Below are 25,818 nucleotides of genomic sequence, written 5' to 3' on the forward strand. Positions count from 1 at the left end.
TTGAAATGATGCCTGAGTGTAGCAATTATTTTGGAAAACTGTTACCTATCTCTACGATGTATACGTTTTTTGTACCGTAGCCATTTACGCTCTAATTATATAAACGAACTTTAAATACATACAGATAGCCTAATTGTATTCACGCAAAAAGTTCCTCATAAGTATAATATTTATTCTTTGGCCAATATATACCGAACTACATATTCAACTTGATCTTCATCGGTAAATACAGCCCAAACCTTGTCACCCTTTGCTTCTAGAAATACTGCTCCCATTGGCAAAGTAACATTTCCGTAAAAAGAACCGTCTGGGTTGAAAACATCAAATACAGGAGGCTCCCACACTTGTATTCTATCAGAGAATATTCCTCCATCTACCGGTTGCGATTTCGCGTATCTCCAAACCCATATTCTTCCCTGTAAATCCGCCAACAGTTCTTTAAATGGAGGTTTTTCTTCCGGGATGGTGGCCTCAATATTATATCCACTTGAAGTAAATCTATTTTTGAACTCTCCCCATAGTTTCTCTTCTTCAGAAGTCACTTCTAATGGAGAATATTCTCGTTGAATTGTTAACGGCTGTTCTTTTTTATGCAAAACAATTTCATATCGATCATTAACAGCGGTAATGATATATCCGCTTGGGCTAAAATTTTCCATCATACGTGTATTGAAAGGATATCCAGCCCCCGCATCAGTAAAAATTACAAAATGTTGAGGATAAGCCTCTTCATTCTTAGGCACATGTACTGTATCAACCAGCTCCCCGTCAGATGAAATTTTATACCAGGCCATGGGAGGGTCTGTGTTGTTTTGTGGATTATCAGGATCAAAAAACACGTTCTTCACGTAGAAATTACCGTCATGATCTACCTCAAAAACCTTGTAAGATGAAAGGAACCCTGATTGTACTAAAAAACTTTCAAAGAAATCTCCACTTGCTTTATACACGTTAATTCGTTGATTACCCAGATCCCAAATAGCCAACCTTCCATCCGGGAAAGATCCTATTCCTCCAATTCTTTCATATTCTCCGGGTCCCCGGCCATCTCTGCCTACATATTTTATAAATGAGCCCTTACTATCAAACATTCTAACAACAGGCTTCCCTGCAGGAGAGTCAGCCACAAAAATAGCTCCGTCAGCGCCTACTGCAAGGTCTGAAATTCGTGCAAATATATATTCAAATTCTCCATTCAAAGTTCCAATACGTAATTCTTCTTCTGCTTTATATGTGTTTTGGGCTTCGGATCGGACAGGAAAAAGCCACACAAAAATGCTTATAAGGAAAAAAATAGAGTATAAGGCCTACTCTGTTTAGTGCTTAGCATGACAAAATCATTTAATTACAAAACCCCGTTGTCTTTTATAAACTATTTATGTCAGAGTGTAGTAAAAATTTTGAAAACCTGTAACACCTTTTGGAATTCTTCTCGATTGCTCTGAAATTAGGGCAAATCTAAAAACCCCCTATCAGATGAAAAAAATCCATCTCCTACTGCTTATACTTTTTTTACTCCCTGGAACTCTTATAGCCCAAGATATTTATTATCCCGGCACCTGGGGAGATTGGGAGAATAAATCGCCTGAAGACCTCGGATTAAATGCCGATAAGATTCAGGAAGCCATACAATACGCACAGGAAAATGAGACGAGCAACCCCCGCAGCATGGAAGAGAATCACTATGGGACTTTTGGTCGCGAACCCTTTGGGGATGGCATCGGTCCTTTTAAAGATAGAGGACCACAAACCGGTATCATCATTAAAAACGGATACATTGTAGCAGAATGGGGTGAACCGTTTCGCGTAGATATGACGCACAGTGTTACTAAAAGTTTCCTCACTACAACCATTGGAATTGCCTACGATCGTGGATTGATCCGGGATGTAAATGAAAAGGTAGATCAGTATATGGCTCCCATCTATTTCATGGAATGGGATAACAATCAAAACAAAGCGGATACCTTCAAAGAACCCAAAGTATTTGAGCCGTTCAAAGGAGATCACAATTCCAAGATCACCTGGAATCACCTGCTCCGGCAGACTTCCGACTGGGAAGGCACCTTATGGGGAAAACCTGACTGGGCTGATCGCCCTTCCGGAGAACGCTCGGATTGGATGACCCGTGAACGACATGAACCCGGTACTGTATTTGAATACAACGATGTGCGCGTCAATCTTCTGGCTCTCGCTGCTATGAATGTATTACGCGAGCCGCTTCCCAAAGTACTTCGTGAAGAGGTGATGGATAAGATCGGAGCCTCCCCAACCTGGCGCTGGATGGGATATGAGAATTCATGGGTTATCATAGATGGACAACAAATACAGGCCGTAAGCGGTGGAGGTCACTGGGGCGGAGGTATGTTCATCAGTGCCCGGGACCAGGCCCGATTTGGTCTGCTCACCCTTAGAAACGGAAAGTGGAAAAAAGAACAAATTATTTCTGAAGAATGGAATAAAATGGCCCAAACACCCACCGAAGCCAACACTAATTACGGCTTTATGAATTGGTTTTTGAATGTTAATAAAGATCGTATACCCAGTGCCCCTAAATCCGCCTTTTTTCATCTTGGTTCTGGTGTTAACATGGTTTATGTAGATCAGGAGAATGACCTTGTTATTGTTGCCCGATGGATCGAAAGTGATGCTATGGATGGTGTAGTTAAAAGAGTTTTGGAGGCTCTTGAATAATCTATGAATAAAACCGCCATACTTATTGGCGCAACCGGATTAGTCGGTTCAGAGGTATTAGACCTTCTTTTAAAAGATGAACATTACGATACTGTCAAAATTTTTCACAGGAAAAGTACCGGTAAACATCATTCAAAACTGGATGAGTATGTCATCGATTTTAATAAGATAGATGAGTGGAAACACCTGATAACAGGCAACGAACTTTACTCTGCATTGGGAACAACTATCAAAAAAGCCGGGAGTGAGCAGCAGCAGTATACTGTCGATTATACCTATCAATATGAGGAAGCGAAAGCCGCTGCTGAAAATGGGGTTAAAAAATATTCGTTGGTTTCATCAGCCGGTGCTAATCACCGATCCCGGGTTTTCTATTCTCGCCTGAAGGGTGAGTTGGATGATGATGTGAAGGACCTCCCTTTTGAAGTAATCACCATTATGCGGCCTTCTATATTGGCCGGTGAACGCAATGAAAAGAGGCTCGGTGAATCTGTCGGACTTTTTTTAATGTCATTTCTAACCAAACTGCCCGGCTTACAGAAATACCGCCCTATTTCCGGTAAAACCGTGGCTCAGGGAATGATACATTCGCTACAAAAATGTCCACCGGGTTACCATATATTTGAATTTGACGAGATCTTTCACCTGTAAATCGTTAACACCTCTCCTATTGTTGCGGTAGATACACGATACATCACCTCTCTCACCCTTGGAATGCCATTTTCAATTTGCTTGCTGATTACTTACTATCTCTAAATTGCAATTTCATTCTCCCGCTATGAAAAAATCGTTACTGCTCGTCTTAATCTCTCTTATCTCAATAACTGCCAATGCTCAGGAACTGAAACAGATCATTGACCAAAAAGCTGATGAAATTGAGGAACAGGTCATAGAATGGCGCCGGCATTTCCATGAAAATCCGGAGCTCTCTAACCGTGAATTTGGGACTGCGGCCTACATTGCAGATTACTTGAATGAACTAGGGTTAAAAGTTGAAACCGAAATCGCCCATACCGGAGTGGTTGCAATTCTGAAAGGTGGCAAACCCGGCCCAGTGATCGGTTTACGTGCCGATATTGATGGCCTGCCTGTCACAGAACGTAATGAGCTCCCATTTAAATCCATAGCCACCGGAATGTATCAGGGAAAGGAAGTTGGAGTGATGCATGCCTGTGGCCACGACACGCACATCGCCATCCTGATGGGCGTGGCAAAGATCCTGACCGACATGAAAGATGAGATCAAAGGTACAGTTAAATTTATTTTTCAACCCGCTGAAGAAGGTGCGCCTTTGGGTGAAGAAGGTGGAGCTGAGTTAATGGTGAAGGAAGGTGTTCTCGAAAACCCGGATGTGGATGTAATCTTTGGTCTCCATATCAACGATGCCACACCGGTTGGAGTCATCACTTACCGCCCGGAAGGAATTATGGCTAGCGTCAATAGCTATACTATTCAGGTCAAGGGAAGGCAGGCCCACGGTTCTGCACCCTGGAATGGCGTTGATCCTATTGTGACTGCCGCTCAAATGATCAATAATATTCAAACCATTGTGAGTCGCAGCATGGAGTTAACCAAACAGGCGGCTGTAGTAACCGTTGGAGTTATTGAGGGCGGTGTACGTCATAACATCATTCCTGAATCCGTGAAAATGGAAGGCACCATCAGAGCTTTGGATGAAGACATGCGTCAACTCATATTCCAGCGACTGAAAACCATTGTCCAAAATACCGCTGAAAGTAATGGTGCGGAGGCAACCCTTACCATCCACGATGGGTACCCCATTACTTATAACGATCCCAAACTTACATCCATCATGGCACCTACACTTGAGGAAGTTGCCAATGGAAATGCAATTGTTATGGACGCCATCACCGGAGCTGAAGATTTTTCTTTTTTCCAGAATGAAATTCCCGGATTATACTTCTTTGTAGGAGCTAAAGTACCTGATCGTGAACCCGCCGGCCATCACACCCCTGACTTTATGCTGGATGAAAGGGGAATGAAACTTGGTGTACGGGCTATGAGTAATCTCGTGGTTGATTATATGAACAACGTCGCCGGAAACTAATTTTTAAATCTCCCAGATAAAATCATGAAAAGACTTATAATTCTCCCCATTTTACTCCTTTTTAGTCTTAACCTTTCAGCTCAGCAGCTTTCAGAAACCGAGCAAAAGATCCTTGACCGCATCGATGCCAATCACGCCGAAGCCCTGCAGTTACTGGAAACCAATGTGAACATCAACAGCGGAACCCTAAATTTTGATGGGGTCCGAAAAGTTGGGGAAAATTATATCCAAGCCTATAATGAACTCGGCTTTGAAACCCGGTGGATCCCTCAGGATGAGGTAAACCGGGCCGGTCATTTCTTTGCCGAGCAAAAGGGTAAATCAGGCAAAAAACTACTCCTCATTGGTCATCTTGACACCGTTTTTGAGCCAGACAGCCCATTTCAGAAATTCAAAATGCTGAATGATTCCGTGGCTACGGGCCCCGGAGTAAATGACATGAAAGCCGGTAATGTGATGATCCTCTATGCACTAAAAGCGTTAAAAGAAGCGGGTGCCATTCCTGATGCACAAATAATTGTAGCCTATACCGGAGATGAGGAAAAGGCCGGAAGTCCAACATCCATTAGCCGCAAAGACCTGGTTGATGCCGCCAAAAGAAGTGGTGTCGCTCTAGGCTTTGAAACGGCATCCGGATTCAGTTATGCTACGGTTGCACGACGTGCTTCCTATTCCTGGAAACTTGAAGTTGAAGGTCGGCAAGCCCACTCTTCGGGTATTTTTAGCGACGATACTGGAGCCGGATCGGTATATGAAGCTTCCAGGATTTTGAATCGTTTTTATGAAGAGCTTAGAGAAGATAACCTTACCTATAATGTGGGTGTTATACTGGGAGGAAATGAGGTTGATTATGACGAAGAACAGATCAAGGGAACCGTAAGTGGCAAAACGAATATTGTTCCAAAGACAACTATCGCTCATGGCGGGATACGGTTTTTAACCACTGAACAGGGCGACCGAGCCTTCGAGAAAATGAGAGACATTGTATCCGATCACCTGCCGCAAACCTCAGCTGAACTTACTATTTATGAAGGCTACCCACCCATGGAACCAACGGAAGGAAATATGGAATTGCTGGATGTTTTGGATCAACTGAGTCAGGATATGGGACTAGGTGAAGTTGAAGCTTATGATCCCGGAAGACGTGGAGCCGCAGATATTTCATTCGTGGCCGAATACATAGATGGATTGGATGGACTTGGAGCCATGGGAAGCGGTGCGCACGGACCAAATGAAACCATCAATCTAAAGACCTACAAAGAGCTTACTAAACGAGCTGCTTTATTGATCTACAGATTGACACAACAAGAATAACAGCTCGATCCAAATCCAAGATCTTAGCCTCTTTCCCAACCACCCGGTAGTGAATGCCTTGCGGGACCTCCCGGTCCCAATGATAAGATGATGGGCTGAAATTAACTCTTACAAACCTTGGCCACACCGACCACCCCTTAATCCCCGCCCAAGCCGGGAAACCCCTGATTAGGCAACATAAATTAATTTAACCTTCACTCCTCACATCGGCCTTAGAAAAAAGAGTGTTAAGAAGATGACGGAGTGGAGCGTTAAGAAATAAATCCCATTCACCACCTCGTCATCCCGGACAAGCTGTAGCAACAGCGAAAGCGCCGATCCGGAATCTCCCTAATTCGACCCCGTTCTTGCAGTCAGGAGATCCCTGGTCTGGGCTAGGGATGACTGAACTTTTATTGCATTGATTTATTTTAGTGGAATGAAGTCAGCTTTAGCTCTTTTTTCGCAGCCGGTAGTTTTTTCTTTTGCCTATCCCGTGCACACTTGTCGGGGTCGGCATAATGGAAAATAAAGATATAGTGTCAGTTTACTTTTATTAGGATCAACGTTGTGATCCGTGCCGACGCAGAGCGTCAGGTACAAGGGTTAATAGAAAACCTAAGTTTGGATAATAACACGACTTAGCCACACCGCCCCTTAATCCCGAGCCAAGCGGGAAACCTCAAACTTCACGATGTAAGCATTTACATAAGAAAAAGTCTTGAGTGATCTTTATTATTCCGCACTAAGAATTAATCAAAGATCGCTCATGAAAAGACTATTCTCACTCATTCTAGCACTTTTTCTATTTGTTCCTGCACTTCAGGCTCAATTACCTGAACAAATTCAATTGGTGGATCCTCCATTCTGGTGGGTCCAAATGCCTGTTAATGAACTGCAACTTCAACTTTACGGTGATGATCTGGGTTTATACCGGGCAACCACAGACTACCCCGGCGTAAATATCACCAAACAACTAGCCGTTGACTCGCCTAACTATCTATTTCTCTACTTTGATATTTCTGATGAGGCTGAAGCCGGAAATATGGAGATCGTACTCACTCACCACAACAAGGAAATTGTATTTGATTACGAACTGAAAACACGAGAATCCACAGAAGGCCGGAACAATGGCTTTGACCCTTCGGATGTGATCTATCTGATGATGCCGGATAGATTTGCCAATGGCGATCCTACCAACGATTCGATAGAAGGAATGCTCGAACCTGCCGACCGATCTGATCCTCAGCGCCGGCAAGGTGGTGATATTCAAGGGGTAATGGATCACCTGGATTACATTGAAGATCTGGGTATGACAGCCATTTGGTTCACCCCCATGTTCGAAAATGACATGAGCGTAGAATATGGAGCCTATCACGGATATGCAGCCACCGATCTTTACAAAGTGGACCGCCGGTATGGAACCAATGCTCTTTATAAGGAGCTCGTATCCAAAGTTCAGGATCGTGATATGAAGGTCATCATGGATATGATCCACAATCATATTGGTGACAAGCATTGGTGGATGAAGGATCTGCCGACCAACGACTGGGTGTTCGATTATGAAGAAGTCGGACAAACCAATTATCGAGGGGTGGTTGCTTCTGATCCTTATGCATCTGATTACGATTCTACGAAATTAACGGATGGATGGTTCGTGCCGGAAATGCCAGACCTGAATCAAGACAATGAATTACTGGCCGATTACCTCATTCAAAATACACTATGGTGGATCGAATATTCCGGAATTGACGGCATCCGTATGGATACCTATGTTTATCCAGACAAAGATTATATGGCCCGTTGGTCAAAAGAAGTTATGGCTGCCTACCCTGATTTTAACATTGTAGGTGAAGCGTGGGTTGAAAACGTCCCCGCTGAAGCTTATTGGCAATATGACAAAGCCGGCGTAGATGATGGCTACCAGTCACACCTTCCAAGCCTGACTGATTTCCAATTTGCCTTTGCGGTCCGCGATGCCTTTAATGAGGAATTTGGCTGGACGACCGGGCTCAGCCAGTTGTATTATGTGCTCTCCCAGGATTTCCTGTATTCTGATCCGATGGGCAACGTTATCTTTCTGGACAACCATGATATGAGCCGCTATTTCGAGCACATCGGCAAAGATGAAGATCATTTCAAAATGGCATATGCGTTTCTGATGACCACCCGTGGAATTCCACAGGTCTATTACGGTACCGAGCTAATGATGGCCCACGAAAATCGTGGCGGAGATGACGAAGTCTGGCGACAAACCATGCCGGGCGGCTGGCCTGATGATAATCGTAGTGTATTCACTGAGGCAGGACGGACCAATAAAGAAAATGAGATCGTCGATTACGTTACTAAGTTGACACAATGGCGAAAAGATGCGGTCGCAACTCATGAAGGTAAATTGGTGCATTTTATCCCCGAGAACAACACCTATGTTTACTTCCGTGTCCATGAAGAACAGACCATTATGGTAGCCATGAATGCGAATGAGGAAGCAGTGACCTTAGACCGAGATCGCTTTGCAGAGATTCTGGATAAATTTGAGATTGGGGTTGATGTGATTTCCGGAGATGAGATCGATGTATCGGATGATCTTGAGGTGGATGGGAAAACCGCCGTAGTTTGGGAGTTGAGATGATTCCTGAACCTGTTGGGATAACTGATGAATTGAGTCTCTGAACCTGTCCCGTTAGGACAACATGTTTGTAAAAAAAGAGAAAGTAAAGATAGGTGTGTGCAGTAGGTACACATCCAAGCTCTTTCAGGCAATACATATCGTACCTACGGCACGAGAGCTATTGGTTAGGGTGTTGCTTTTTACAAACATAACGTCCCCACGGGACGGCAAGTTCGTTAATCTCGTTCCCAACCTCCCGGTTGGTAACGCCTTGCGGGACCTCCCGGTCCCAATGAAAGGCAGAAGATGCTGTAAATAAATTTCTTAAGCCTTGGCCACATTGACCCACCCCTTAATCCCCGCCCAAGCGGGGAAGCTCTTGATTAGACATCACAAATAAAACTGGTAGTTTTATTAGGATCGACGCTTTTATTCGTGCCGTCGCAGAGCGTCAGGCACGAGGGTAAAGGAGAGGGTGGTTGTCACCAAAGCATCATTTATTTAATTACAGCGCCACATTTTTCACTCCTCACTATCTACTACAAACTTCACTGAAAAGGCCGTATCTTTAAGGCTTCAATCAAGCTGAACGAGACACTATGAGCACGGCCACTGCCGAAACTGAAATTACCAAAGAAGCGAAAAAGCGACGAACTTTCGCCATTATTTCCCACCCTGATGCGGGTAAAACAACCCTCACTGAGAAGCTATTGCTATATGGTGGAGCCCTACACGAGGCCGGATCTATCCGTGCCCGAAAAGCTACCCGTCACGCTGCTTCCGACTGGATGTCGATTGAGCAGGAACGCGGTATTTCTGTAACTTCATCAGTATTACGTTTTGAGCAGAACGGCATTAAGTACAACCTGCTGGATACCCCGGGTCACAAAGACTTTTCTGAAGATACCCTTCGGACCCTGGTTGCAGCTGATTCCGGCCTGATGGTTATTGACGTTGCCAAAGGTGTTGAGGAGCAGACCGAGAAATTATTTGAAGTATGTAAGCTTCGAGAAGTTCCCGTCATCACCTTTGTTAACAAGTGTGATCGCCCGGGTATGGATCCGCTGGAAGTGCTAAGTAATATAGAGAACAAGCTTGGTATTGAAGCCGTGCCTGCAAGCTGGCCCATGGGCTATGGCCGTAAATTTCAGGGTATATATGATGCTATAGCAAAAAAGGTACACATCTACCAAAAAACAGAACACGGGGCTAAAAAGGCCGTAACAGATGTTCTTAGTGTTGAGGAAGCTATTGATTCTTCTACTCTATCTGATACGGAGAAAGAAGCTTTTCGGGAAGAGGTCATGCTGATCGATGGAATGTATGAAGGAATGGATCGCGACGAATATGCTTCAGGAAAAGTAACTCCTGTATTTTTTGGTTCAGCTCTTCATAACTTTGGTCTGGATGTATTTTTGAATTATTTCCATCAGCTGGCTCCGCACCCACAACAGTATAAAACACCTGATGGTATAGCCCGAGATCTTAACGATGGTTTTTCCGGCTTCATTTTCAAGATGCAGGCCAACATGAATCCTGATCACCGCGACTGCGCGGCATTTATTCGTGTGGCATCCGGAAAGTTTGAACGTGGCCAACAGGTGACGATCGCATCCACAGGCAAGAAAATTAAAATGTCAACGCCACACACCTTGATGGGTGATGACCGACAGCTTATGGAGGAAGCATATCCCGGTGATATTGTCTCTATCTTCAATCCGGGCTCCTTCAGAATTGGCACCACCATCTATGAAAAAAATGAAGTAGACTTTGATGTGATACCACTTTTCACACCGGAGCATTTCCAGAAAGTAGCAACAAAAGACCCCTTTAAACGAAAACAGTTAAGGGAAGGATTGAAGCAGCTTTCTGAAGAAGGTGTAGTTCATGTATTTGAAGTACCCAATGGAGTAGGAAATGAGTTGTTACTTGGAACTGTAGGAGTGCTCCAATTTGAAGTTGTAGAACACAGAATGCTTACCGAATATGGAGTTGAGCTTATCAAAACTCCAGTAACCTATCACTGCGCAAGATGGCTGCCCAACGAGAGGAATGACATCATCAAAAAACTGGAAGCCAGCTATTCAACCCACGTCACCAAAGACATGGAAGAAAATCCTATCGTACTTTTTGATTCCATGTATGCTTTAAATCAAGGGGAAGAAAAAGTAGGTAAGGAAAACCTGTTCAAATTCAAGCAAGGATAATTCTCGCACAGAAATCCTGACCTGGAATAAAATATTTTATCGAAAGCCTCTCTTTTCTTGTTGAATTGAGAGGCTTTTCTCTATCTGTTCATAAAGGTATCAAAAAAACTTCTCGACTATCTCATCGAAAAAACGCTTCCAAATTAATTTCACTTAGATGCAACTAAGTTCCTGATTTTTAATTCAAATAATTTACTCTGGCTGTACTTAACCTTTGAGATGTTGCGTAATTTATCTTCGTATAAATAATTCAAAGATTCTGAATATCTCACCTAAATAAAAGCTCATCCCTTACCAGAATCTATCCCAACAATAAATTCACACCACCAGTACGACTAAAACTATATGAAAAAATATTTAGACCTTTTTGGTCTCAATGATAAGATTGATTATAAAATTGAAATTTTAGCTGGCATTACCGTTTCGCTGGCTCTGATTCCGGAAGCCGTTGCTTTTGCAATGATCGCCGGACTTTCTCCACTTACCGGATTGTATGCTGCCTTTATGGTTGGGTTGGTCACTTCAATTATTGGAGGACGCCCGGGCATGATATCAGGATCAACGGGAGCGGTAGCCGTTATTCTAATAGCTCTGGCTTTATCTCACGGACCCGAATATATTTTCGCTGCAGTTGTTTTGGCCGGATTAATTCAGATAACCGCCGGTTTGCTTAAGCTGGGTAAGCTAATGCGCCTTGTTCCACACCCTGTAATTTTTGGGTTTGTGAACGGTTTGGCCGTCATCATTTTCATGTCCCAACTGGATCAGTTTAAAACACCAACCGGACAATGGATGACCGGACAATCACTTTACATATTACTCGGATTAGTGATTTCTACTATGGCTATCATTTGGTTGATGCCTAAGATCAGTAAAAAGATCCCGGGATCATTGGTCGCTATTTTGACCATTTTTGCTGTTGTAGTAGTGTTTGGGATCGAGACTAAAACCGTTGGTGATATTGCCTCAATTCAAGGTGGATTTCCGCCATTCCATATCCCACAAATTCCATTTACCTGGGAAGCATTCATGGTTATTCTTCCCTACTCAGTGATCATGGCCGGGGTTGGACTGATCGAAAGTTTACTGACGCTTAACATCATTGATGAGATCACTGAAACTCGTGGAAATGGAAATCAGGAAGCAGTGGCACAGGGCACTGCCAATATCTTCTCCGGTTTCTTTTCAGGAATGGGTGGTTGCGCTATGATCGGCCAAAGTTTGATCAATGTGTCTTCAGGAGCCAGGACTCGAATTTCTGGTATTGTGGCCGCGGTGATGTTACTTGTTTTCATCATGTTTGGCTCAGGAATGATAGAACTGTTGCCAATGGCCGCACTGACCGGCCTGATGATCATGGTAGCTATAGGGACCTTTGAGTGGGCGAGTTTAAAAACCTTTAACCGAATGCCTATCTCTGATATCTTTGTCATGGTGATGGTGACCTTGGTAACAGCGGTATTGCATAACCTGGCACTTGCTGTCTTGGTTGGGGTGATCATTGCTGCATTGGTCTTTGCCTGGGATAACGCCAAGAGGATCCGTGCCCGAAAGCATATTGATGAGCAAGGAATAAAACATTACGAAATCTATGGCCCTCTTTTCTTTGGGTCTGTCTCGGTATTCAACTCAAAATTTGATGTACTGAACGACCCTGATGAGGTTATCATCGATTTTGAGGAAAGCAGAGTGGTAGATATGTCAGCCATTGAAGCTTTGAACAAGATCACCGAGCGCTACAGTAAGGTCGGGAAAACGGTTCACCTAAAGCATCTAAGTAAAGATTGCCGAAAAATGCTACATAACGCCAATGCCATCATTGATGTAAATGTAATGGAAGACCCAACCTACAAACTAGCTTTGGATAAGATCTAAAGTATAATATTAAGAGGCTCTTTAGTGAGCCTCTTTTACTACAGCTATTTACCACCGTTTGCCTGAATATCAGCGATACAATTGGCATCAAGTACCGGAATGGTTTCGTCGTTGAACAATTGTTCAATGAGGTCAGAACGCTGCATGGCATAGTACATCAGGCAGCTTTCATTATCACAATGGCTTCCGTTTTGCTCATCTTGATGATCTGTCTGCATATCTGTTCCTGATCCAGGTACATTTACAAGGCCTAATAGGTGACCAAATTCATGCCTGAATGATATCGCTTCTACCTGGTAACGCGTTAGTGAACCAAAACCGGTTGAGGCATCATCATAGGCGGGGCCAAAGAACGCATTAGAGGTATTGTAATAGGCTATACCAAGTACGTTTTGCTGAGTATAGTAACCATCTGTTATTAGCAGATAGGTTGCCAATATGCCTTCTTCTGAAAAGTTATTTCTCCGCTGACTTTCAATTTCTCGCACATCATTAGCTGAATAGGAATTTTGATCACCGGATGGAATCTGGGTTGGCGCAAGAATAGTTACAGATGTTTTATTCAATCTCTGTTCCAAAAAGGCTCTCAAACTATCAAGTGCTCTAGTATTCGGAGCGTATCCGGGCATATAATCGATCTCGACGATCAATTCTGAAAAGGATTCATCCGAAAGAAGGTCGTTGGCAGAAAGCCCCGGGTTCTGCTGATGATCATAACTAAATTCGCCACCACCACCTCCACTGCCTGGCGGATTATTTGTACATCCATAAGAGACTGTTAAAATGATTAACAGGGAGAGAATTCCGATAAATTTAGATGGGATCATGAAATTCATATTTATTGGATTATTTTTGTTACAGCTAATTTAAGCATCAATAAAACTCAATTGTTCCAAATTTAACTTCTGATCTGCTTTTATACTACAAAGTATATGTGTAATTTATGTTATGGAACTGAAATTTCCCATAAGAAAGATCATTCATGTAGATATGGATGCCTTCTACGCTTCTGTAGAACAGCGGGATAATCCCACTCTACGGGGAAAGCCTGTAGTTGTAGGTGGTTCACCCAGCGGGCGAGGAGTTGTGGCAACTTGCAGCTACGAGGCTCGAAAATATGGGGTTCATTCAGCCATGCCAGCCTCACAGGCAATCCGGCTTTGTCCTCATGCCATTTTCGTGAAAACACGATTCGAGGCCTATCGGGAAGTTTCGAGACAAATTCGGGAGATTTTTTTTGATTATACCGATCTGGTTGAGCCTCTTTCTATGGATGAAGCTTTTCTGGATGTCACCCAAAACCATAAAGATATCCCATCCGCCACGTTGATCGCAAAGTACATCAAGGATCGCATTTTTGAGGAAACCCAATTGACGGCTTCTGCTGGCGTGGCACATAATAAGTTTCTTGCTAAAGTTGCATCAGACATTAACAAACCAAACGGTCTCACACTCATAACCCCTGAAAAAGCTGAGGACTTTTTGGAGGAACTGGATATCAAAAAATTCTTTGGTGTCGGCAAGGCTACTCAAAAGAAAATGCATGCCGTTGGAATAAAAACCGGAGCAAACCTGAAACAATGGAGTGAGATCGATCTGGTTAAGGCCTTCGGTAAATCAGGTCGATTTTACTACAGAATTGTAAGGGGTATTGACCATCGGGAAGTAAAACCCCATCGTATAAGAAAGTCTTACGGTAAAGAACGAACTTTCTCGGAAGATATAGATAGCCTGGAATGGATCAATAATTTTCTCGATGAATTGACGCAGACCATAGCCGAAGGAATGAAAAAGATCAACGCAGCCGGCAAGACCATAACCCTGAAAGTCAGATATAAGGATTTTGAGACCATTACCCGAAGTTACTCCTTATCCCATTACACCAATAGGTATCAGGATATTATGGATGTAGTACGTAAACTAATGGCTGAAACCGAAGTTGGAAACCGCCCTGTAAGATTATTAGGAATCACATTGTCTAATCTAAATCTAAATGAGAATACAGTTTGGGAGCAGTTGGAACTTTCGTTTTAGTATTCAATCAGGAGTTAAAGTGCGAATGTTTTACGGGTTGCAGTGGCAAGCATAAATCACTGTAACACCCTAACATTTTAACACAGGCACACAATACCTACTATCATTTTACCGATATTATCGTGAATTTCCCCACAAACCATTCAACAATAAGAAATTTATAAAACATGAGTGACGGCTACGGATTATTAAAAGGGAAAAAAGGAATTATTTTCGGCGCTTTGGATGAGCGCAGTATTGCCTGGAGAATTGCTCTGGCATGTAAGCGTGAGGGAGCTGAGTTTGTATTATCTAATGCCCCCGTCGCTTTGCGATTGGGAGCTCTTGATGCCTTGGGCGAAGAAACCGGCGCCCCTATCATACCATGTGATGTAACAAAGGATGATGAGATCAAGGACCTGATGAGTCAGACCAAAGAACATCTGGGTGGAGTTGACTTTATTCTTCATGCCATTGGTATGTCCCCTAATGTGCGCAAGAAACAGGAATACGCCGACCTTAATTATAACTGGATGCAGCAGACTTTGGATATTTCTGCGATCTCGTTGCACCGCGTTTTACATCATGCAGAGCAAGCCGAAATCCTGAATGATGGTGGAAGCATCTTAGCCCTGTCATTTATTGGTGCACAACGCATATTCTCAAAATATTCAGATATGAATGATGCCAAGGCTTTACTCGAAAGTATTGCCCGGAACTATGGAAGCCGCCTTGCCCCAAGAGGAATTCGGGTGAACACTGTTTCTCAAGCTCCTACAAAAACCTCTGCCGGTACAGGTATAAAAGGCTTTGATGGCATGTATACCTTTGCCGATATGATCGCCCCGATGGGTAATCCTTCCGCAGATGAATGCGCAGATTATTGCGTGACCTTATTCTCTGACCTTACCCGAAAGGTAACAATGCAGAATCTATATCACGATGGTGGATTTGTGACTTCCGGTATCTCTGAAGAGATGATCAACGACTTGGCGAAACTCTATTCTGAAAATGATAACGGCAACGACGAATAATGTATGCCTGATATAATCCTCGGTATTGATCCCGGCTCCCGTAACACAGGCTATGCCCTGTTAACGGAAGAAAACGGAAAACTGATCGCCTTAAGGTGTGATGTGATCCGTATGGCTGATATCGATGATCATGCCGAGCGTTTACAGGTTATTTTTGATAAAGTCTCTGCCATCATTCGCTCTAACAAACCAACATCATGCGCAGTAGAAACACCGGTTTATGGAGTAGACCCCATGGCTATGCTGAAGTTGGGACGGGCACAGGCAGCTGCCATGCTGGCCATCACTAACAACGGGCTACCGGCTGTTGAGTATTTCCCAAAGGTGGTAAAGAAATCCATCACCGGAAATGGAAATGCCAGCAAAGAGCAGGTTGCTTTTATGCTGAACAAGATGGTGAAGCTTCCCGATGAAAAACTGTCCAATGATGCGACAGATGCACTTGCCGTAGCTTGGTGTCATATGATGAAAGGTCGCGGAATCCCGGGTTCATCAAATAAGAAAACGCACCAGAATAATAAGAAAGGAGATTGGGCGAGTTTTGTGGCAGATAATCCGGATCGGGTTAAGGGAATGTAGCTGGAGGCAGAGCCTCCATTAGGCATTCCGCAGCAGAGCTACGGAACGAGATACAATGAAATACCGTAGGGGCGAATCGCATTCGCCCTGATGTTTGAATCTAACAAAGGTGTATGCAATACACCGCTACAATAGAAATGAATAACACATGATCGCATTTTTAAAAGGTTACATCGAAGAAAAAAGAGAAGGACTTGTGATCCTTGATGTCTCCGGTGTAGGGTACCGGGTTGAAATTTCCTCAATTACCCAGGAGCAATTGGAAAGCGCCGGTTCAGAAGTAAAGTTGCTCATCTACCATCACATCACCGACAGCGATCAGCGTTTATTTGGTTTTTTCTCTTCGGATGAAAAAGCTCTTTTTGAAAAACTGATAACCGTAAAAGGCGTTGGGCCCAAATTAGGACTTACTATTTTATCCGGATTACCTGCTGATCAACTTATTGGAGCTATTACAAACAGCGAAGCCGCAACCCTTTCCAAAGTGCCGGGCATTGGCAAGAAAACGGCAGAGCGAATAATTGTAGAATTGAAGGACAAGCTTGCTGAATATGCGGCCTCTGCAGGAGTTACCCCTACTTCTTCATCCGAATCCAGCGTTACAGGTGAAGCCATTTCTGCCTTGGAATCACTAGGATTCAAGAAAAAAGAATCGGAGCAGGCAGTGATGAAAGCTCTCAAAGAAACCGATAGTGAAGATGCTTCGATAGTCATTAAAAAAGCCCTGGCGAGTTTGAATAAGTAGTCTTACATATCTAACTCTGTATCCAGATCTTTCTTCATCATCTTAATAAATAAATTCATCGAGCTTCTGATGGTGTAGTATTCTTTGGAGGCGTAAAAAACTATTCCTACCAGACCTAACCAACATCCGAGGCCAATAGTAAGATCAAACCAATTTGGTTCTTCACCATATTCAATTAGGCTAATTATTCCATACCAGGAACAAAGTAACAATGAAAATGATACGGACAGAAATATTTTCTTTGCTTTACCTAACTGCTCTTCAGCAAACTCAACATAACGCCCTTCATTGAGCAGTTTCTTGTCTTTATATAAAAAATATTAAGAAGTGTCTCCAAGTTGCTCTTCAAAAAAAGTTTCAATGATCTGTTTGGGTTCCATGGCTAAATGCTGAATTCACTTTTATAAACCAAACAAAAATAACGAAGAATTTTTCTACTAAAGCAATAGGTGAACTTTCGTTGAAACCTATTATTCTGTAGCCAATTCATGCTTTTCTGCAAGCAGGTTCTCTTTGAATGCCGATATCAAATCTTCAAGGATCATATACAGACATGGAACCAGAACTAAAATAATTGAGGTCGCAAACACAATTCCGAACCCTAGAGAAATTGCCATTGGGATCAGCTGAGTAGCTTGAATCGACGTTTCCAGGATTATGGGCGTTAATCCTCCAAAGGTGGTTAGGGTAGTAAGTATTATAGGACGGAAGCGTCGAAGTCCGGCCTCGTGGATGGCATCAAACACCGACTCACCTTTTTTACGCTTTTTATTGGCATAATCGATCATAATGAGGGAGTCATTTAGAACCACTCCGGAAAGTGCGATCACACCCATCAAACTTACGAGCGAAAGGTCGTAGCCCAGTAAAATATGTCCGATCACAGCACCCACAATCCCAAATGGAATAGCCCCCATTACAATAAGCGGCTGGGCATAACTGTTGAATGCGATAGCCAGTAATGCGTAAATAATGAGCAGTGCTAGAAAGAAATTACCCCAAAGAGCTTGGGTTGATTCCCGCATTTCAGCATCACTTCCCTCAAACGACCATGTTATTCCGGGGAAAGCTTCCTGTAAACGTGGCAATTCTTCGGTTTGAATGGAAGACAAGACCTGATTGATGGCAGCTGCCGGCTCCACATGCATGCTTACTCCCACAACCCGGCGTCCATCCCGGCGGTTGATGCTCGTAAAGGCTTCTCCGGTTTCAAGTTCTGCAATATCATATAGGGGGACTTCAACACCATCTTCGGTTCGAATTAGGTATTCCTCCAGATTGTAAAGCTCTTTGCGTTCTTCCTTGGGAAGTTTGACCCGAACCTCAACCTCATTGGTTCCACGAAGTTGCCTCATAGCTAACGCACCAAAAAACCCGTCCCTCACTTGCTGTCCCACTTCATCAGATGTAAGGCCAAGTTTACGTGCTTCCGGTAGAAGCTTGAAATCAAATTGCTGCTTTCCACGATTGTAATTATCACTTAAATCGGCCGTATTTTCATACCCCTCCATTCGCTGAAGGAAAACCTGACTTGCTTCTTCCAATACATCAATATCGGAGTGACTGAGATCAACACTTATATCAGGAAGATAACCACCAGGTCCGGCTTCTACATCAAATGTGATCTGGTCGATTCCTTCAATATCACCAATGCTATCACGCCATAATTCCATAAGCTCCCGTGTACTCATGGTACGTTCGGCGGGCGGTTTCATCACAATTTCCACGTCGATGAAACTTTGTCCTCGCACATTTGTCTTAATACCTTCTGCTTGCTTAAAAAGATCATTTTCCTCGAACATTCGATACGATGCCGCCGTGATCTCTTCCGCCACTGTTGCTGCCTGATCGTTCGTCGTACCCACGGGTAGGGATGCCCCCGCTTCGATTTCATCAGCAGGCTGCTCAGGCATCAGTACAATTCCCATATGATCACTATATCCAAATCCTCCCACAACCAATAGCAGCCCTACAGCCGAGCTAAGGGTTACATATCTGTTTCGGATACACAAGTCCAAAAATCTTCGATATTTTGTATTTATGAACCCATTGAATTTATCCGCAAAAGATCGCTGAAGGGATTCAAATTTCGCAATGAATTTTGAGGACTTTTTTTCTTTAATGTGAGCAAGGTGAGCCGGAAGTATGAACAACGCTTCAAAAAGGGAAAGCGCGAGCACTATGATAACCACAGCGGGTAAGGGCCACCAATATTTCCCTGTTGTACCGGGAATAAGCAACAATGGAACAAAAGCAATGATATTGGTGAGAATACTGAAAGTAACCGGTTTACTCATATCTTTTGCGCCGGCAATGGCAGCTTCAAGATTTCCCATGCCCTGCTGCCGATACTCAAAGATATTCTCACCCACTACGATCGCATCATCCACTACAATTCCCAAGACAACAAGGAAGCCGAACATCGAGATCATATTGATACTCAAATTCGCCAGTGGCATAAACAGTACAGCCCCTACAAATGAGATCGTCATACCCATCATCACCCAAAAGGCTAAACGGTACTCAAGAAATAATGCCAGAATCATTAGTACTATCAGAATGGCAAGAAGACCATTTTCCGTTAATAAAGATAAACGCTCGCGATAATCTTCGGCTGAGTTTCCATCTACGCGATATTGCACACCCGGAGGGAAACTTTCTGATGCCTGATCCATAACGCTGATCACTGTTTCCTCAATATCGAGTGGTGATTGTTCTCCAATTCTTGAAACCTGTATCTCAACTGAGGGTTTTCGATTAAATTGGGAATGAAAGCCTTCCTCGACAAAACCATCCCGGACCTCGGCTATATCTCCAAGCAGAACCGTTCCTCCCGAATCAGAAGAAATAACCTCGATCTCAGCAAATTCATCTGCCCATTGCTTGCGCTCTTTTATGCGAAGCAGGATCTCACCAGAACTTGTTTCCACAGCACCGGCAGGTACATCTTCACTTGAAACGTTGATCAGTTCCGCTACTTCCCCTAAAGTTAGATCATATTCCCTAAGCGTTTGCCTGGGTATCTCAACATGGGTTTCATAATCCGGAACATTACCCAATTCCACCTGAGTTATATTTTCCTGACTGAGCAATTGATCCCGAACCTGCTCTGCGAGCTTCCTGAGTGTCCATATATCAACATCCCCATAGAGACCCAGCTCCATTACTTCCCTCTGATTTGATTGTAGCCGCACTTCCGGCTGTTCAATATCATCGGGAAATGTGGTGATGCGATTGACGGCCTGATCAATATCCTGAAAAACCTGCATGCGATCGGAGCCTACAACCAGTTCTATTGAAACCGATCCGGAACCTTCTCCTGCCTCCGAAGTGATCTCCTCAATGCCCTGTACACCACGGATAGCCTCTTCAACAGGTCGCAAGATACCCTGTTCAACTTCTTCCGGAGATGAACCGGGATAGGCTACACTTACCTCTACAATATCCAATTCATATTCGGGGAAAACCTCTTTCTGAATGTTGAACATAGACCAGATCCCACCACCCAGCAGGATGATCATTAGTAAATTGGCCGCAATAGGGTTTCTGGCCATGAAGCTGATCGGGTCCGAAAAGAAACCTTGCTTATTTTCTTGCCTGTTCATTCACCTACTCCGCTATCATTAGACGCAGCTTCCTCTCCTTCAAGCCTAAGAGGAGCTCCCTGGGTTACATTGGCCAGGTTGGTAGTGACTATCTGATCTCCATCTTGCAGCCCGGAAGATATATAGGCAAATTCTGAATCTTGGAAATCGATCTCGATATCACGAATATCCAGTGAGTCGCCTTGCATTACCCAGGTCGTTTCATTATTTCGAATGTGGTCCCTATTTACTTTTACGACCTCATCAAGAGCTTTACCCTGAATGTTTACTTCAACAAATGAACCAATGATCAACCTTGGTAGATCCTCATTCCCTGGCTGTATAGCCATCGGATCTTGAATTTCTACCAGTACCTGCGCCATTCTGGTATTGTTTTCAAGCGAACCAAGCATTTTGAATAAAGTCCCTTCTCGATACTCATTTTCTGCCCAGGCTGTTCTGCTTCTGATTTGTACCGGTGACCCTCCTCCGTCCCCTTCAAAATCAAACCAACGCAGTTTACTTAATGGCACTGCCGCCTCGACCCAATACGTGTCGATCCCCACTAATTGACCCAAATCCTGTCCCGGTGATACTAACGAACCCGTGTTCACATATCGATCTAAGATATAAGCATTGAAAGGAGCACGAATAGTTGTACGATCAAGATTTAGTTGTACCTGATTAACTGTAGCTTGCGCTGACTCAACCTGGGCGCGAGTTGCTAAAAGCTGGGGCTGCCGTAATACCAGTGCGCGGTTAGCTTCGGATAAGGTATCATCCAATAGTTTATATTCCCTTTTTGCTGCTTCCTGTAAACCCATTTCACGCTGAAGAGCAGATTCAGCCTGCCGCAATTGACTTCTTGCCTGCATCAGCTCGTTCACATAATCTGTAGAATCGATCTGCATTAATATATCCCCTTTTTCCACAAAGTTGCCCGGCACAAAATTGGGTGAACGATATATGACTTCACCTTCTATTCGTACACCCAACATAATTTCTTGTGAAGCCTGCACCGTACCAGTGGCTGTGATAGTTGGGTTGAACCTACCTTTTTCAACAGTTTCCACTTGCACCAGCATCGCGCTTTCTTTTGCAAGCCCGGAACGCTCAGCTTTGGGCTCAGTAGAGAAGATCAATCCCAACACCGCAACCGATCCTATTAATATTGAAATAGAAATAATAAGTGTCTTTTTCCAACCCATGTAGATTTTAATTTACTTGATATGCACTTATTTAACTTGAGCCCTCTTTAAAGCGTTCAGGATATCGTGTAAAACCTTTTATTAAAGACCTTATCCCCTTTATTCCTCTATCGGCTGACGTAGCGTGTCTACAAATTCTTCTGAATTGTCAGGTGAAATTACTATCTGCTCGTTAGCATTAATCACTACAGTCCGTTTGGTATGAGTAGAGTAAGCCTTATAACTACCTAAAATTCTGTTACTAAATTCCCGAGGTACCCGAATAATCCCCCAATACCACCTCCTAAATGAACTTAACATAGTATTGGGCTTTTCTTCTACCTTATTTATTTCTGAGAAGGGGATATCTTTTGACCGTCCAAGGCACAAGATCTTTAATTTTCCATTTTGTATGTTGTAACCGTATACCCAAAAGTGGCACTTCCTAATACAGTACCCCATAAAAGAATACTGGGCCATAGGTTCGGAGTTGTATAGTCCAGGCCTCCAAAAACGATGATCACTACTGAAGTGATTACAATGAGTTTAAGATCCCATGGAGCTCTGAATTGTTTTCGTCTATTCATGATCTGATTATATTAAAAAGGTTTTGATACTGAGTTAGAGCCGTTGAAAATCAGTAAATAACAAATAGCACTGTTCACAGCATGCATATATACAACCTAAAAATAAAACAAAGACTACAATTGCCGTCTGTATCAGACTGACCATTTATTTTAGGATTTCTCATTTTAGTGAATTTATCTTTCCTTCACATCAGTAAGGGATATTCGTGCATATTTAAAATTTTTCCGCTAACAAAAAAGCGCTTCCAATGATCGACAATATCAAGATTGCCCAGCAAGCTCCTATGAAACATATGCGGCATTTTATGGCCCAGCTTCAATTGGATGAGGATAACTTTGAATTCTATGGTAAGTATACCGGTAAAATTCGCCTCAACGTGTTGGAGAAGTTCAAAGATCGTCCGGATGGCAAACTGATCCTTGTGACCGCTATCACACCAACTCCAACAGGGGAGGGAAAGACTCTGACCTCGATCGGGTTGAGTCAGGGTTTACAAAAGCTGGGAAAAAGTTCATTGGTAGCCTTACGGGAACCCTCGTTAGGGCCCGTTTTCGGGATCAAAGGGGGAGCCGCCGGTGGTGGTTATTCGCAAGTGATACCTATGGAACGCATAAATCTGCATTTTAACGGCGATATTCATGCAATCGGTACGGCCCATAATTTACTGACCGCCATGCTGGACAATCATATTTACAAAGGAAATGAACTGGATATCGATGTCACGAGCCCACTTTGGAATCGTGCCATGGATATGAATGACCGAGCCTTGCGGCAGATCGTGGTTGGTCTCGGTGGTCCAGTAAACGGAATACCAAGAGAATCCGCCTTTATGATCACGGCTGCTTCTGAGGTCATGGCCATACTGTCTTTAGCTACTTCAAGGAGCGACCTTAAAAAACGACTTGGAAATATTGTTGTTGGTTACAAACACTCGGGTGAGGCAGTGAAGGCAAAAGACCTAGGAGCCCACGAAGCCATGGCTATGGTTTTAAATGAAGCTATCATGCCTAATCTTGTTCAAACACTTGAACACGTTCCCGCTCTCATTCATGGTGGACCTTTTGCCAATATTGCTCACGGAACCAGTAGTATCATAGCCAATAAGATCGGTTTAAAGCTCGCTGATTATGTAGTGACTGAGGCCGGTTTTGGTGCCGACCTGGGAGCAGAGAAGTTCTTTGATATTGTAGCTCGCACATCAGATATCTGGCCATCAGCCGTAGTTCTTGTGGCCACCGTTAAAGCTCTTAAATATCACGGCGGTGTAACCGTGGAAGAAGCAAAGGAAAGTGGAAAACACATCAGGGAACTTCAAAAGGGACTTGAAAATCTGGCTGCCCACGTCCAAAACATGAATAAATTCAAAACCCCGGTTGTAGTAGGTATCAATAAATTTATTGGTGATACAAACGAAGAGGTTAAAATGATTAAGGACTTCTGCGCCAAGCTCGGTGTTCCATGTGAGGCTCACAATGGCTTTGAAAAGGGTGGAGATGGAGTCACTGATTTAGCCAATGCAGTGGTGAGACAAGCTGAGTTAAACAAAAAGCCTGATAAGATCATGCTCTACGATACTCAGGAATCCATTGAGGATAAAATTGAGACCATTGCAATAGAGATCTATAACGCAGATGGTGTTTATTTTGAAAAGAAAGCCCTCAAAAATCTGGCGCATTTCAAAAAACTTGGATATGCTAAACTCCCCATTTGCGTGGCCAAAACGCAATCCTCAATTTCTGATAATCCTGCTCTGAAAGGAGCTCCAAAAGATTTTACCCTTACCGTCACAGATGTTCAGCTTTCTGCCGGCGCGGGTTTTCTGGTGATCATTTGCGGAAACATGATGCTTATGCCCGGCCTGCCCAAAGAGCCGGCAGCCGTTAATATGACAGTTGACGATGATGGCGTTATATCCGGATTGTTCTAAAACAAAAGGCCCTGAACTTATTCGGGGCCTTTTAATGGGTCTCTGAATTGATCCATTCTTAAACATCATCCGAGATGTCGTTATATAAACTTCGCAAATAATTGTGCTATGCCTTGTCAATAGCCTCTCGCCAATCATTTGAAAGTTCTGCCGCTATATCACTGATCTCTCCGGATGCTTGTTCTTTTGCTACGCCAATGACTTGTTGAAAGGCTTCGTTAGCTTGTTCGTTATCAATTTTAAAATGATCCGATAATATGTCTATCGTCTCGCCTGCTGTTGTTGGGGACGGATTAGCCTGATGTCCGCGTAGGTTTTCATAACTTAGATAGTCAGGAAGTTGAGCCGTGAATTCTTTGGCTTCTTGCTCTGATAGTTTGCTTGTTAATACTCCAAGTACTCCTTTTACAACCTCTTCAGCCATCTCTTCATCTTTAACAAAATCAAGGGTCTCCAATGCTTGTTTGTAGTAATCTTGTGTTTGTTGAATAGCCATGAAATTCTGCAATTTTAAATTAAAATGTCTTACGTAATTTACTAATTAAACATTATTTAAAATCAGAACGTTTCTCATTCATGCTTCTTGACAGGAAGGGCAGTAGAACCCTGATCTTCCTCCTACAGTAATCTTTTCGATAGCTCCTTTGCAGTTGGGGCATTCAGCGCCTTCCTCTCTATCTTTTAGCAGAAAAGAATCCGGTAGTTCCCGGTTATGATCTAAAGCTTCGACCTTCTTCTTTATAACTTTTCGCACGTTATCAAATATTGTCTTCAACTCATTTTCCCTTAGGCTTTTTACCTTTTTTTTAGGGTGAATGCGGGATTGAAATAAGATCTCATCAGAACATTCATTACCTATACCGGCCATCAATTGCTGATCCATCAGGGATGATTTGATCATGCCACCCCGATCTTGCACTAGCGCATAGAAAGCTTCATAATCAAACTTTTCATCGGATACATCCGGGCCTAAATCTTTTGCCTTGATGAAAGCTTTTTTGTCCTTTATCAGGTCCAATTCTCCCAGCATTCTCATACAGTTAAAAGCGAGCTTATAGCCATTCTCAAAATGAACAAGGACCCTGGGAAAATCTGGTGTCTGTTCTTCATTTTTGAAATAGACCGGATTTCCAGTCATACCAAAGTGCATCACTAGATCGTGTGACCCTGTAGAATGAATAAACAAATATTTCCCATAATGAGATGTCTTTTCAAACATCTCACCTTTCAATTTTGCACTAAGTTCAGCTGTAGTGCAATTACTTAAGACATCTTCTTTTCTCACTTCAATATCTGAAATTGTCTGTTTTAAGCATGTCGAATCCACATAGTGTTTAAAATGAATGATTTCCGGTAATTCAGGCATATCGCGGGGTCTTAATTCTAAGTATGTACATTTATAACTCTTCTTAAAGT

20 protein-coding genes are annotated in these 25,818 nt (G+C 43.2%); 12 read left to right on the forward strand and 8 right to left on the reverse strand.

Annotation, left to right across the window (positions count from 1 at the left end; all coding sequences use genetic code 11):
* Positions 1-170 precede the first annotated feature (170 nt).
* A complete protein-coding gene (locus tag ACKGJO_RS11805; protein ID WP_411323643.1) occupies positions 171-1,271 on the reverse strand; it encodes a 6-bladed beta-propeller in 1,101 nt (366 codons plus the stop codon).
* A gap of 205 nt (positions 1,272-1,476) precedes the next feature.
* On the opposite strand from ACKGJO_RS11805, the gene ACKGJO_RS11810 reads away from it, so the two are divergent.
* The 7 genes from ACKGJO_RS11810 to ACKGJO_RS11840 all read left to right on the forward strand — a co-directional run bounded on the left by ACKGJO_RS11810 (position 1,477) and on the right by ACKGJO_RS11840 (position 12,745).
* Complete coding sequence (locus tag ACKGJO_RS11810; RefSeq protein WP_411323644.1) at positions 1,477-2,691, forward strand: serine hydrolase domain-containing protein; 1,215 nt, start codon at positions 1,477-1,479, stop codon at positions 2,689-2,691.
* A 3-nt stretch (positions 2,692-2,694) separates the two neighbouring features.
* Positions 2,695-3,342 (forward strand): NAD(P)H-binding protein, encoded by a 648-nt coding sequence (locus ACKGJO_RS11815; RefSeq protein ID WP_411323645.1) that lies wholly within the window; start codon positions 2,695-2,697, stop codon positions 3,340-3,342.
* 127 nt (positions 3,343-3,469) lie between these two features.
* On the forward strand, positions 3,470-4,759 hold the full coding sequence (locus ACKGJO_RS11820; protein ID WP_411323646.1) for an amidohydrolase: 1,290 nt from the start codon (positions 3,470-3,472) through the stop codon (positions 4,757-4,759).
* Positions 4,760-4,783: 24 nt separating this feature from the next.
* Positions 4,784-6,073 (forward strand): M20/M25/M40 family metallo-hydrolase, encoded by a 1,290-nt coding sequence (locus ACKGJO_RS11825; protein ID WP_411323647.1) that lies wholly within the window; start codon positions 4,784-4,786, stop codon positions 6,071-6,073.
* Between the two features lie 748 nt (positions 6,074-6,821).
* On the forward strand, positions 6,822-8,684 hold the full coding sequence (locus ACKGJO_RS11830; protein WP_411323648.1) for a glycoside hydrolase family 13 protein: 1,863 nt from the start codon (positions 6,822-6,824) through the stop codon (positions 8,682-8,684).
* Between the two features lie 578 nt (positions 8,685-9,262).
* Positions 9,263-10,870: a peptide chain release factor 3 gene (locus ACKGJO_RS11835; RefSeq protein WP_411323649.1), complete on the forward strand. Its 1,608-nt coding sequence runs from the start codon at positions 9,263-9,265 to the stop codon at positions 10,868-10,870.
* A gap of 345 nt (positions 10,871-11,215) precedes the next feature.
* Positions 11,216-12,745 carry a SulP family inorganic anion transporter gene (locus ACKGJO_RS11840; protein WP_411323650.1) on the forward strand — a complete coding sequence of 510 codons (1,530 nt, stop codon included), beginning with the start codon at positions 11,216-11,218 and terminating at the stop codon, positions 12,743-12,745.
* Positions 12,746-12,789: 44 nt separating this feature from the next.
* Here ACKGJO_RS11840 and ACKGJO_RS11845 read toward each other — a convergent pair whose 3' ends face one another.
* A complete protein-coding gene (locus ACKGJO_RS11845) occupies positions 12,790-13,572 on the reverse strand; it encodes a hypothetical protein (RefSeq protein WP_411323651.1) in 783 nt (260 codons plus the stop codon).
* Positions 13,573-13,693: 121 nt separating this feature from the next.
* Here ACKGJO_RS11845 and dinB point away from each other — a divergent pair, with 121 nt between their 5' ends.
* The 4 genes from dinB to ruvA all read left to right on the forward strand — a co-directional run bounded on the left by dinB (position 13,694) and on the right by ruvA (position 17,116).
* Entirely contained in the window at positions 13,694-14,779 is a 1,086-nt protein-coding gene (dinB, locus tag ACKGJO_RS11850; RefSeq protein ID WP_411323652.1) for a DNA polymerase IV, read from the forward strand.
* A 167-nt stretch (positions 14,780-14,946) separates the two neighbouring features.
* Positions 14,947-15,792: an enoyl-ACP reductase FabI gene (locus ACKGJO_RS11855; protein ID WP_411323653.1), complete on the forward strand. Its 846-nt coding sequence runs from the start codon at positions 14,947-14,949 to the stop codon at positions 15,790-15,792.
* Between the two features lie 3 nt (positions 15,793-15,795).
* Positions 15,796-16,371, forward strand: a complete 576-nt coding sequence (ruvC, locus tag ACKGJO_RS11860; protein WP_411323654.1) for a crossover junction endodeoxyribonuclease RuvC — start codon at positions 15,796-15,798, stop codon at positions 16,369-16,371.
* A gap of 148 nt (positions 16,372-16,519) precedes the next feature.
* Entirely contained in the window at positions 16,520-17,116 is a 597-nt protein-coding gene (gene ruvA, locus ACKGJO_RS11865) for a Holliday junction branch migration protein RuvA (RefSeq protein WP_411323655.1), read from the forward strand.
* Positions 17,117-17,586: 470 nt separating this feature from the next.
* On the opposite strand, the gene ACKGJO_RS11870 is transcribed toward ruvA, so the two are convergent.
* The 4 genes from ACKGJO_RS11870 to ACKGJO_RS11885 form a co-directional block, all read right to left on the reverse strand.
* On the reverse strand, positions 17,587-20,721 hold the full coding sequence (locus ACKGJO_RS11870; protein ID WP_411323656.1) for an efflux RND transporter permease subunit: 3,135 nt from the start codon (positions 20,719-20,721) through the stop codon (positions 17,587-17,589).
* Entirely contained in the window at positions 20,718-21,908 is a 1,191-nt protein-coding gene (locus tag ACKGJO_RS11875) for an efflux RND transporter periplasmic adaptor subunit (protein WP_411323657.1), read from the reverse strand. Before ACKGJO_RS11875 ends, ACKGJO_RS11870 begins: the two co-directional genes overlap by 4 nt.
* A 99-nt stretch (positions 21,909-22,007) precedes the next feature.
* A complete protein-coding gene (locus ACKGJO_RS11880) occupies positions 22,008-22,367 on the reverse strand; it encodes a PH domain-containing protein (protein ID WP_411323658.1) in 360 nt (119 codons plus the stop codon).
* Positions 22,283-22,474, reverse strand: coding sequence for a hypothetical protein (locus tag ACKGJO_RS11885; RefSeq protein ID WP_411324092.1), 192 nt, complete (start codon positions 22,472-22,474; stop codon positions 22,283-22,285). The genes ACKGJO_RS11880 and ACKGJO_RS11885 overlap by 85 nt, the downstream gene beginning before the upstream one ends.
* Positions 22,475-22,722: 248 nt before the next feature.
* Here ACKGJO_RS11885 and ACKGJO_RS11890 point away from each other — a divergent pair, with 248 nt between their 5' ends.
* The gene (locus ACKGJO_RS11890; RefSeq protein WP_411323659.1) at positions 22,723-24,402 is read left to right on the forward strand and encodes a formate--tetrahydrofolate ligase; all 1,680 of its coding nucleotides are present in this window, start codon (positions 22,723-22,725) and stop codon (positions 24,400-24,402) included.
* Between the two features lie 106 nt (positions 24,403-24,508).
* On the opposite strand, the gene ACKGJO_RS11895 is transcribed toward ACKGJO_RS11890, so the two are convergent.
* Together ACKGJO_RS11895 and ACKGJO_RS11900 are read right to left on the reverse strand one after the other, a co-directional pair.
* Positions 24,509-24,898, reverse strand: coding sequence for a DUF2267 domain-containing protein (locus ACKGJO_RS11895; RefSeq protein WP_411323660.1), 390 nt, complete (start codon positions 24,896-24,898; stop codon positions 24,509-24,511).
* A 78-nt stretch (positions 24,899-24,976) separates the two neighbouring features.
* Positions 24,977-25,768 (reverse strand): Fpg/Nei family DNA glycosylase, encoded by a 792-nt coding sequence (locus ACKGJO_RS11900; protein WP_411323661.1) that lies wholly within the window; start codon positions 25,766-25,768, stop codon positions 24,977-24,979.
* Between the last annotated feature and the right edge of the window lie 50 nt (positions 25,769-25,818).

The sequence above is a fragment of the Gracilimonas qinghaiensis genome (assembly GCF_046602855.1).
Taxonomy (GTDB): Bacteria; Bacteroidota; Rhodothermia; order Balneolales; family Balneolaceae; genus Gracilimonas.

What these genes read in the sequence shown, in the direction of transcription:
- ACKGJO_RS11810 (WP_411323644.1), top strand. Translation starts at nt 1,477, where the DNA reads ATGAAAAAAATCCATCTCCTACTGCTTATACTTTTTTTACTCCCTGGA.
- ACKGJO_RS11815 (WP_411323645.1), top strand. Translation starts at nt 2,695, where the DNA reads ATGAATAAAACCGCCATACTTATTGGCGCAACCGGATTAGTCGGTTCA.
- ACKGJO_RS11820 (WP_411323646.1), top strand. Translation starts at nt 3,470, where the DNA reads ATGAAAAAATCGTTACTGCTCGTCTTAATCTCTCTTATCTCAATAACT.
- ACKGJO_RS11825 (WP_411323647.1), top strand. Translation starts at nt 4,784, where the DNA reads ATGAAAAGACTTATAATTCTCCCCATTTTACTCCTTTTTAGTCTTAAC.
- ACKGJO_RS11830 (WP_411323648.1), top strand. Translation starts at nt 6,822, where the DNA reads ATGAAAAGACTATTCTCACTCATTCTAGCACTTTTTCTATTTGTTCCT.
- ACKGJO_RS11835 (WP_411323649.1), top strand. Translation starts at nt 9,263, where the DNA reads ATGAGCACGGCCACTGCCGAAACTGAAATTACCAAAGAAGCGAAAAAG.
- ACKGJO_RS11840 (WP_411323650.1), top strand. Translation starts at nt 11,216, where the DNA reads ATGAAAAAATATTTAGACCTTTTTGGTCTCAATGATAAGATTGATTAT.
- ACKGJO_RS11845 (WP_411323651.1), bottom strand. Translation starts at nt 13,572, where the DNA reads ATGATCCCATCTAAATTTATCGGAATTCTCTCCCTGTTAATCATTTTA.
- dinB (WP_411323652.1), top strand. Translation starts at nt 13,694, where the DNA reads ATGGAACTGAAATTTCCCATAAGAAAGATCATTCATGTAGATATGGAT.
- ACKGJO_RS11855 (WP_411323653.1), top strand. Translation starts at nt 14,947, where the DNA reads ATGAGTGACGGCTACGGATTATTAAAAGGGAAAAAAGGAATTATTTTC.
- ruvC (WP_411323654.1), top strand. Translation starts at nt 15,796, where the DNA reads ATGCCTGATATAATCCTCGGTATTGATCCCGGCTCCCGTAACACAGGC.
- ruvA (WP_411323655.1), top strand. Translation starts at nt 16,520, where the DNA reads ATGATCGCATTTTTAAAAGGTTACATCGAAGAAAAAAGAGAAGGACTT.
- ACKGJO_RS11870 (WP_411323656.1), bottom strand. Translation starts at nt 20,721, where the DNA reads ATGAACAGGCAAGAAAATAAGCAAGGTTTCTTTTCGGACCCGATCAGC.
- ACKGJO_RS11875 (WP_411323657.1), bottom strand. Translation starts at nt 21,908, where the DNA reads ATGGGTTGGAAAAAGACACTTATTATTTCTATTTCAATATTAATAGGA.
- ACKGJO_RS11880 (WP_411323658.1), bottom strand. Translation starts at nt 22,367, where the DNA reads ATGGCCCAGTATTCTTTTATGGGGTACTGTATTAGGAAGTGCCACTTT.
- ACKGJO_RS11885 (WP_411324092.1), bottom strand. Translation starts at nt 22,474, where the DNA reads ATGAATAGACGAAAACAATTCAGAGCTCCATGGGATCTTAAACTCATT.
- ACKGJO_RS11890 (WP_411323659.1), top strand. Translation starts at nt 22,723, where the DNA reads ATGATCGACAATATCAAGATTGCCCAGCAAGCTCCTATGAAACATATG.
- ACKGJO_RS11895 (WP_411323660.1), bottom strand. Translation starts at nt 24,898, where the DNA reads ATGGCTATTCAACAAACACAAGATTACTACAAACAAGCATTGGAGACC.
- ACKGJO_RS11900 (WP_411323661.1), bottom strand. Translation starts at nt 25,768, where the DNA reads ATGCCTGAATTACCGGAAATCATTCATTTTAAACACTATGTGGATTCG.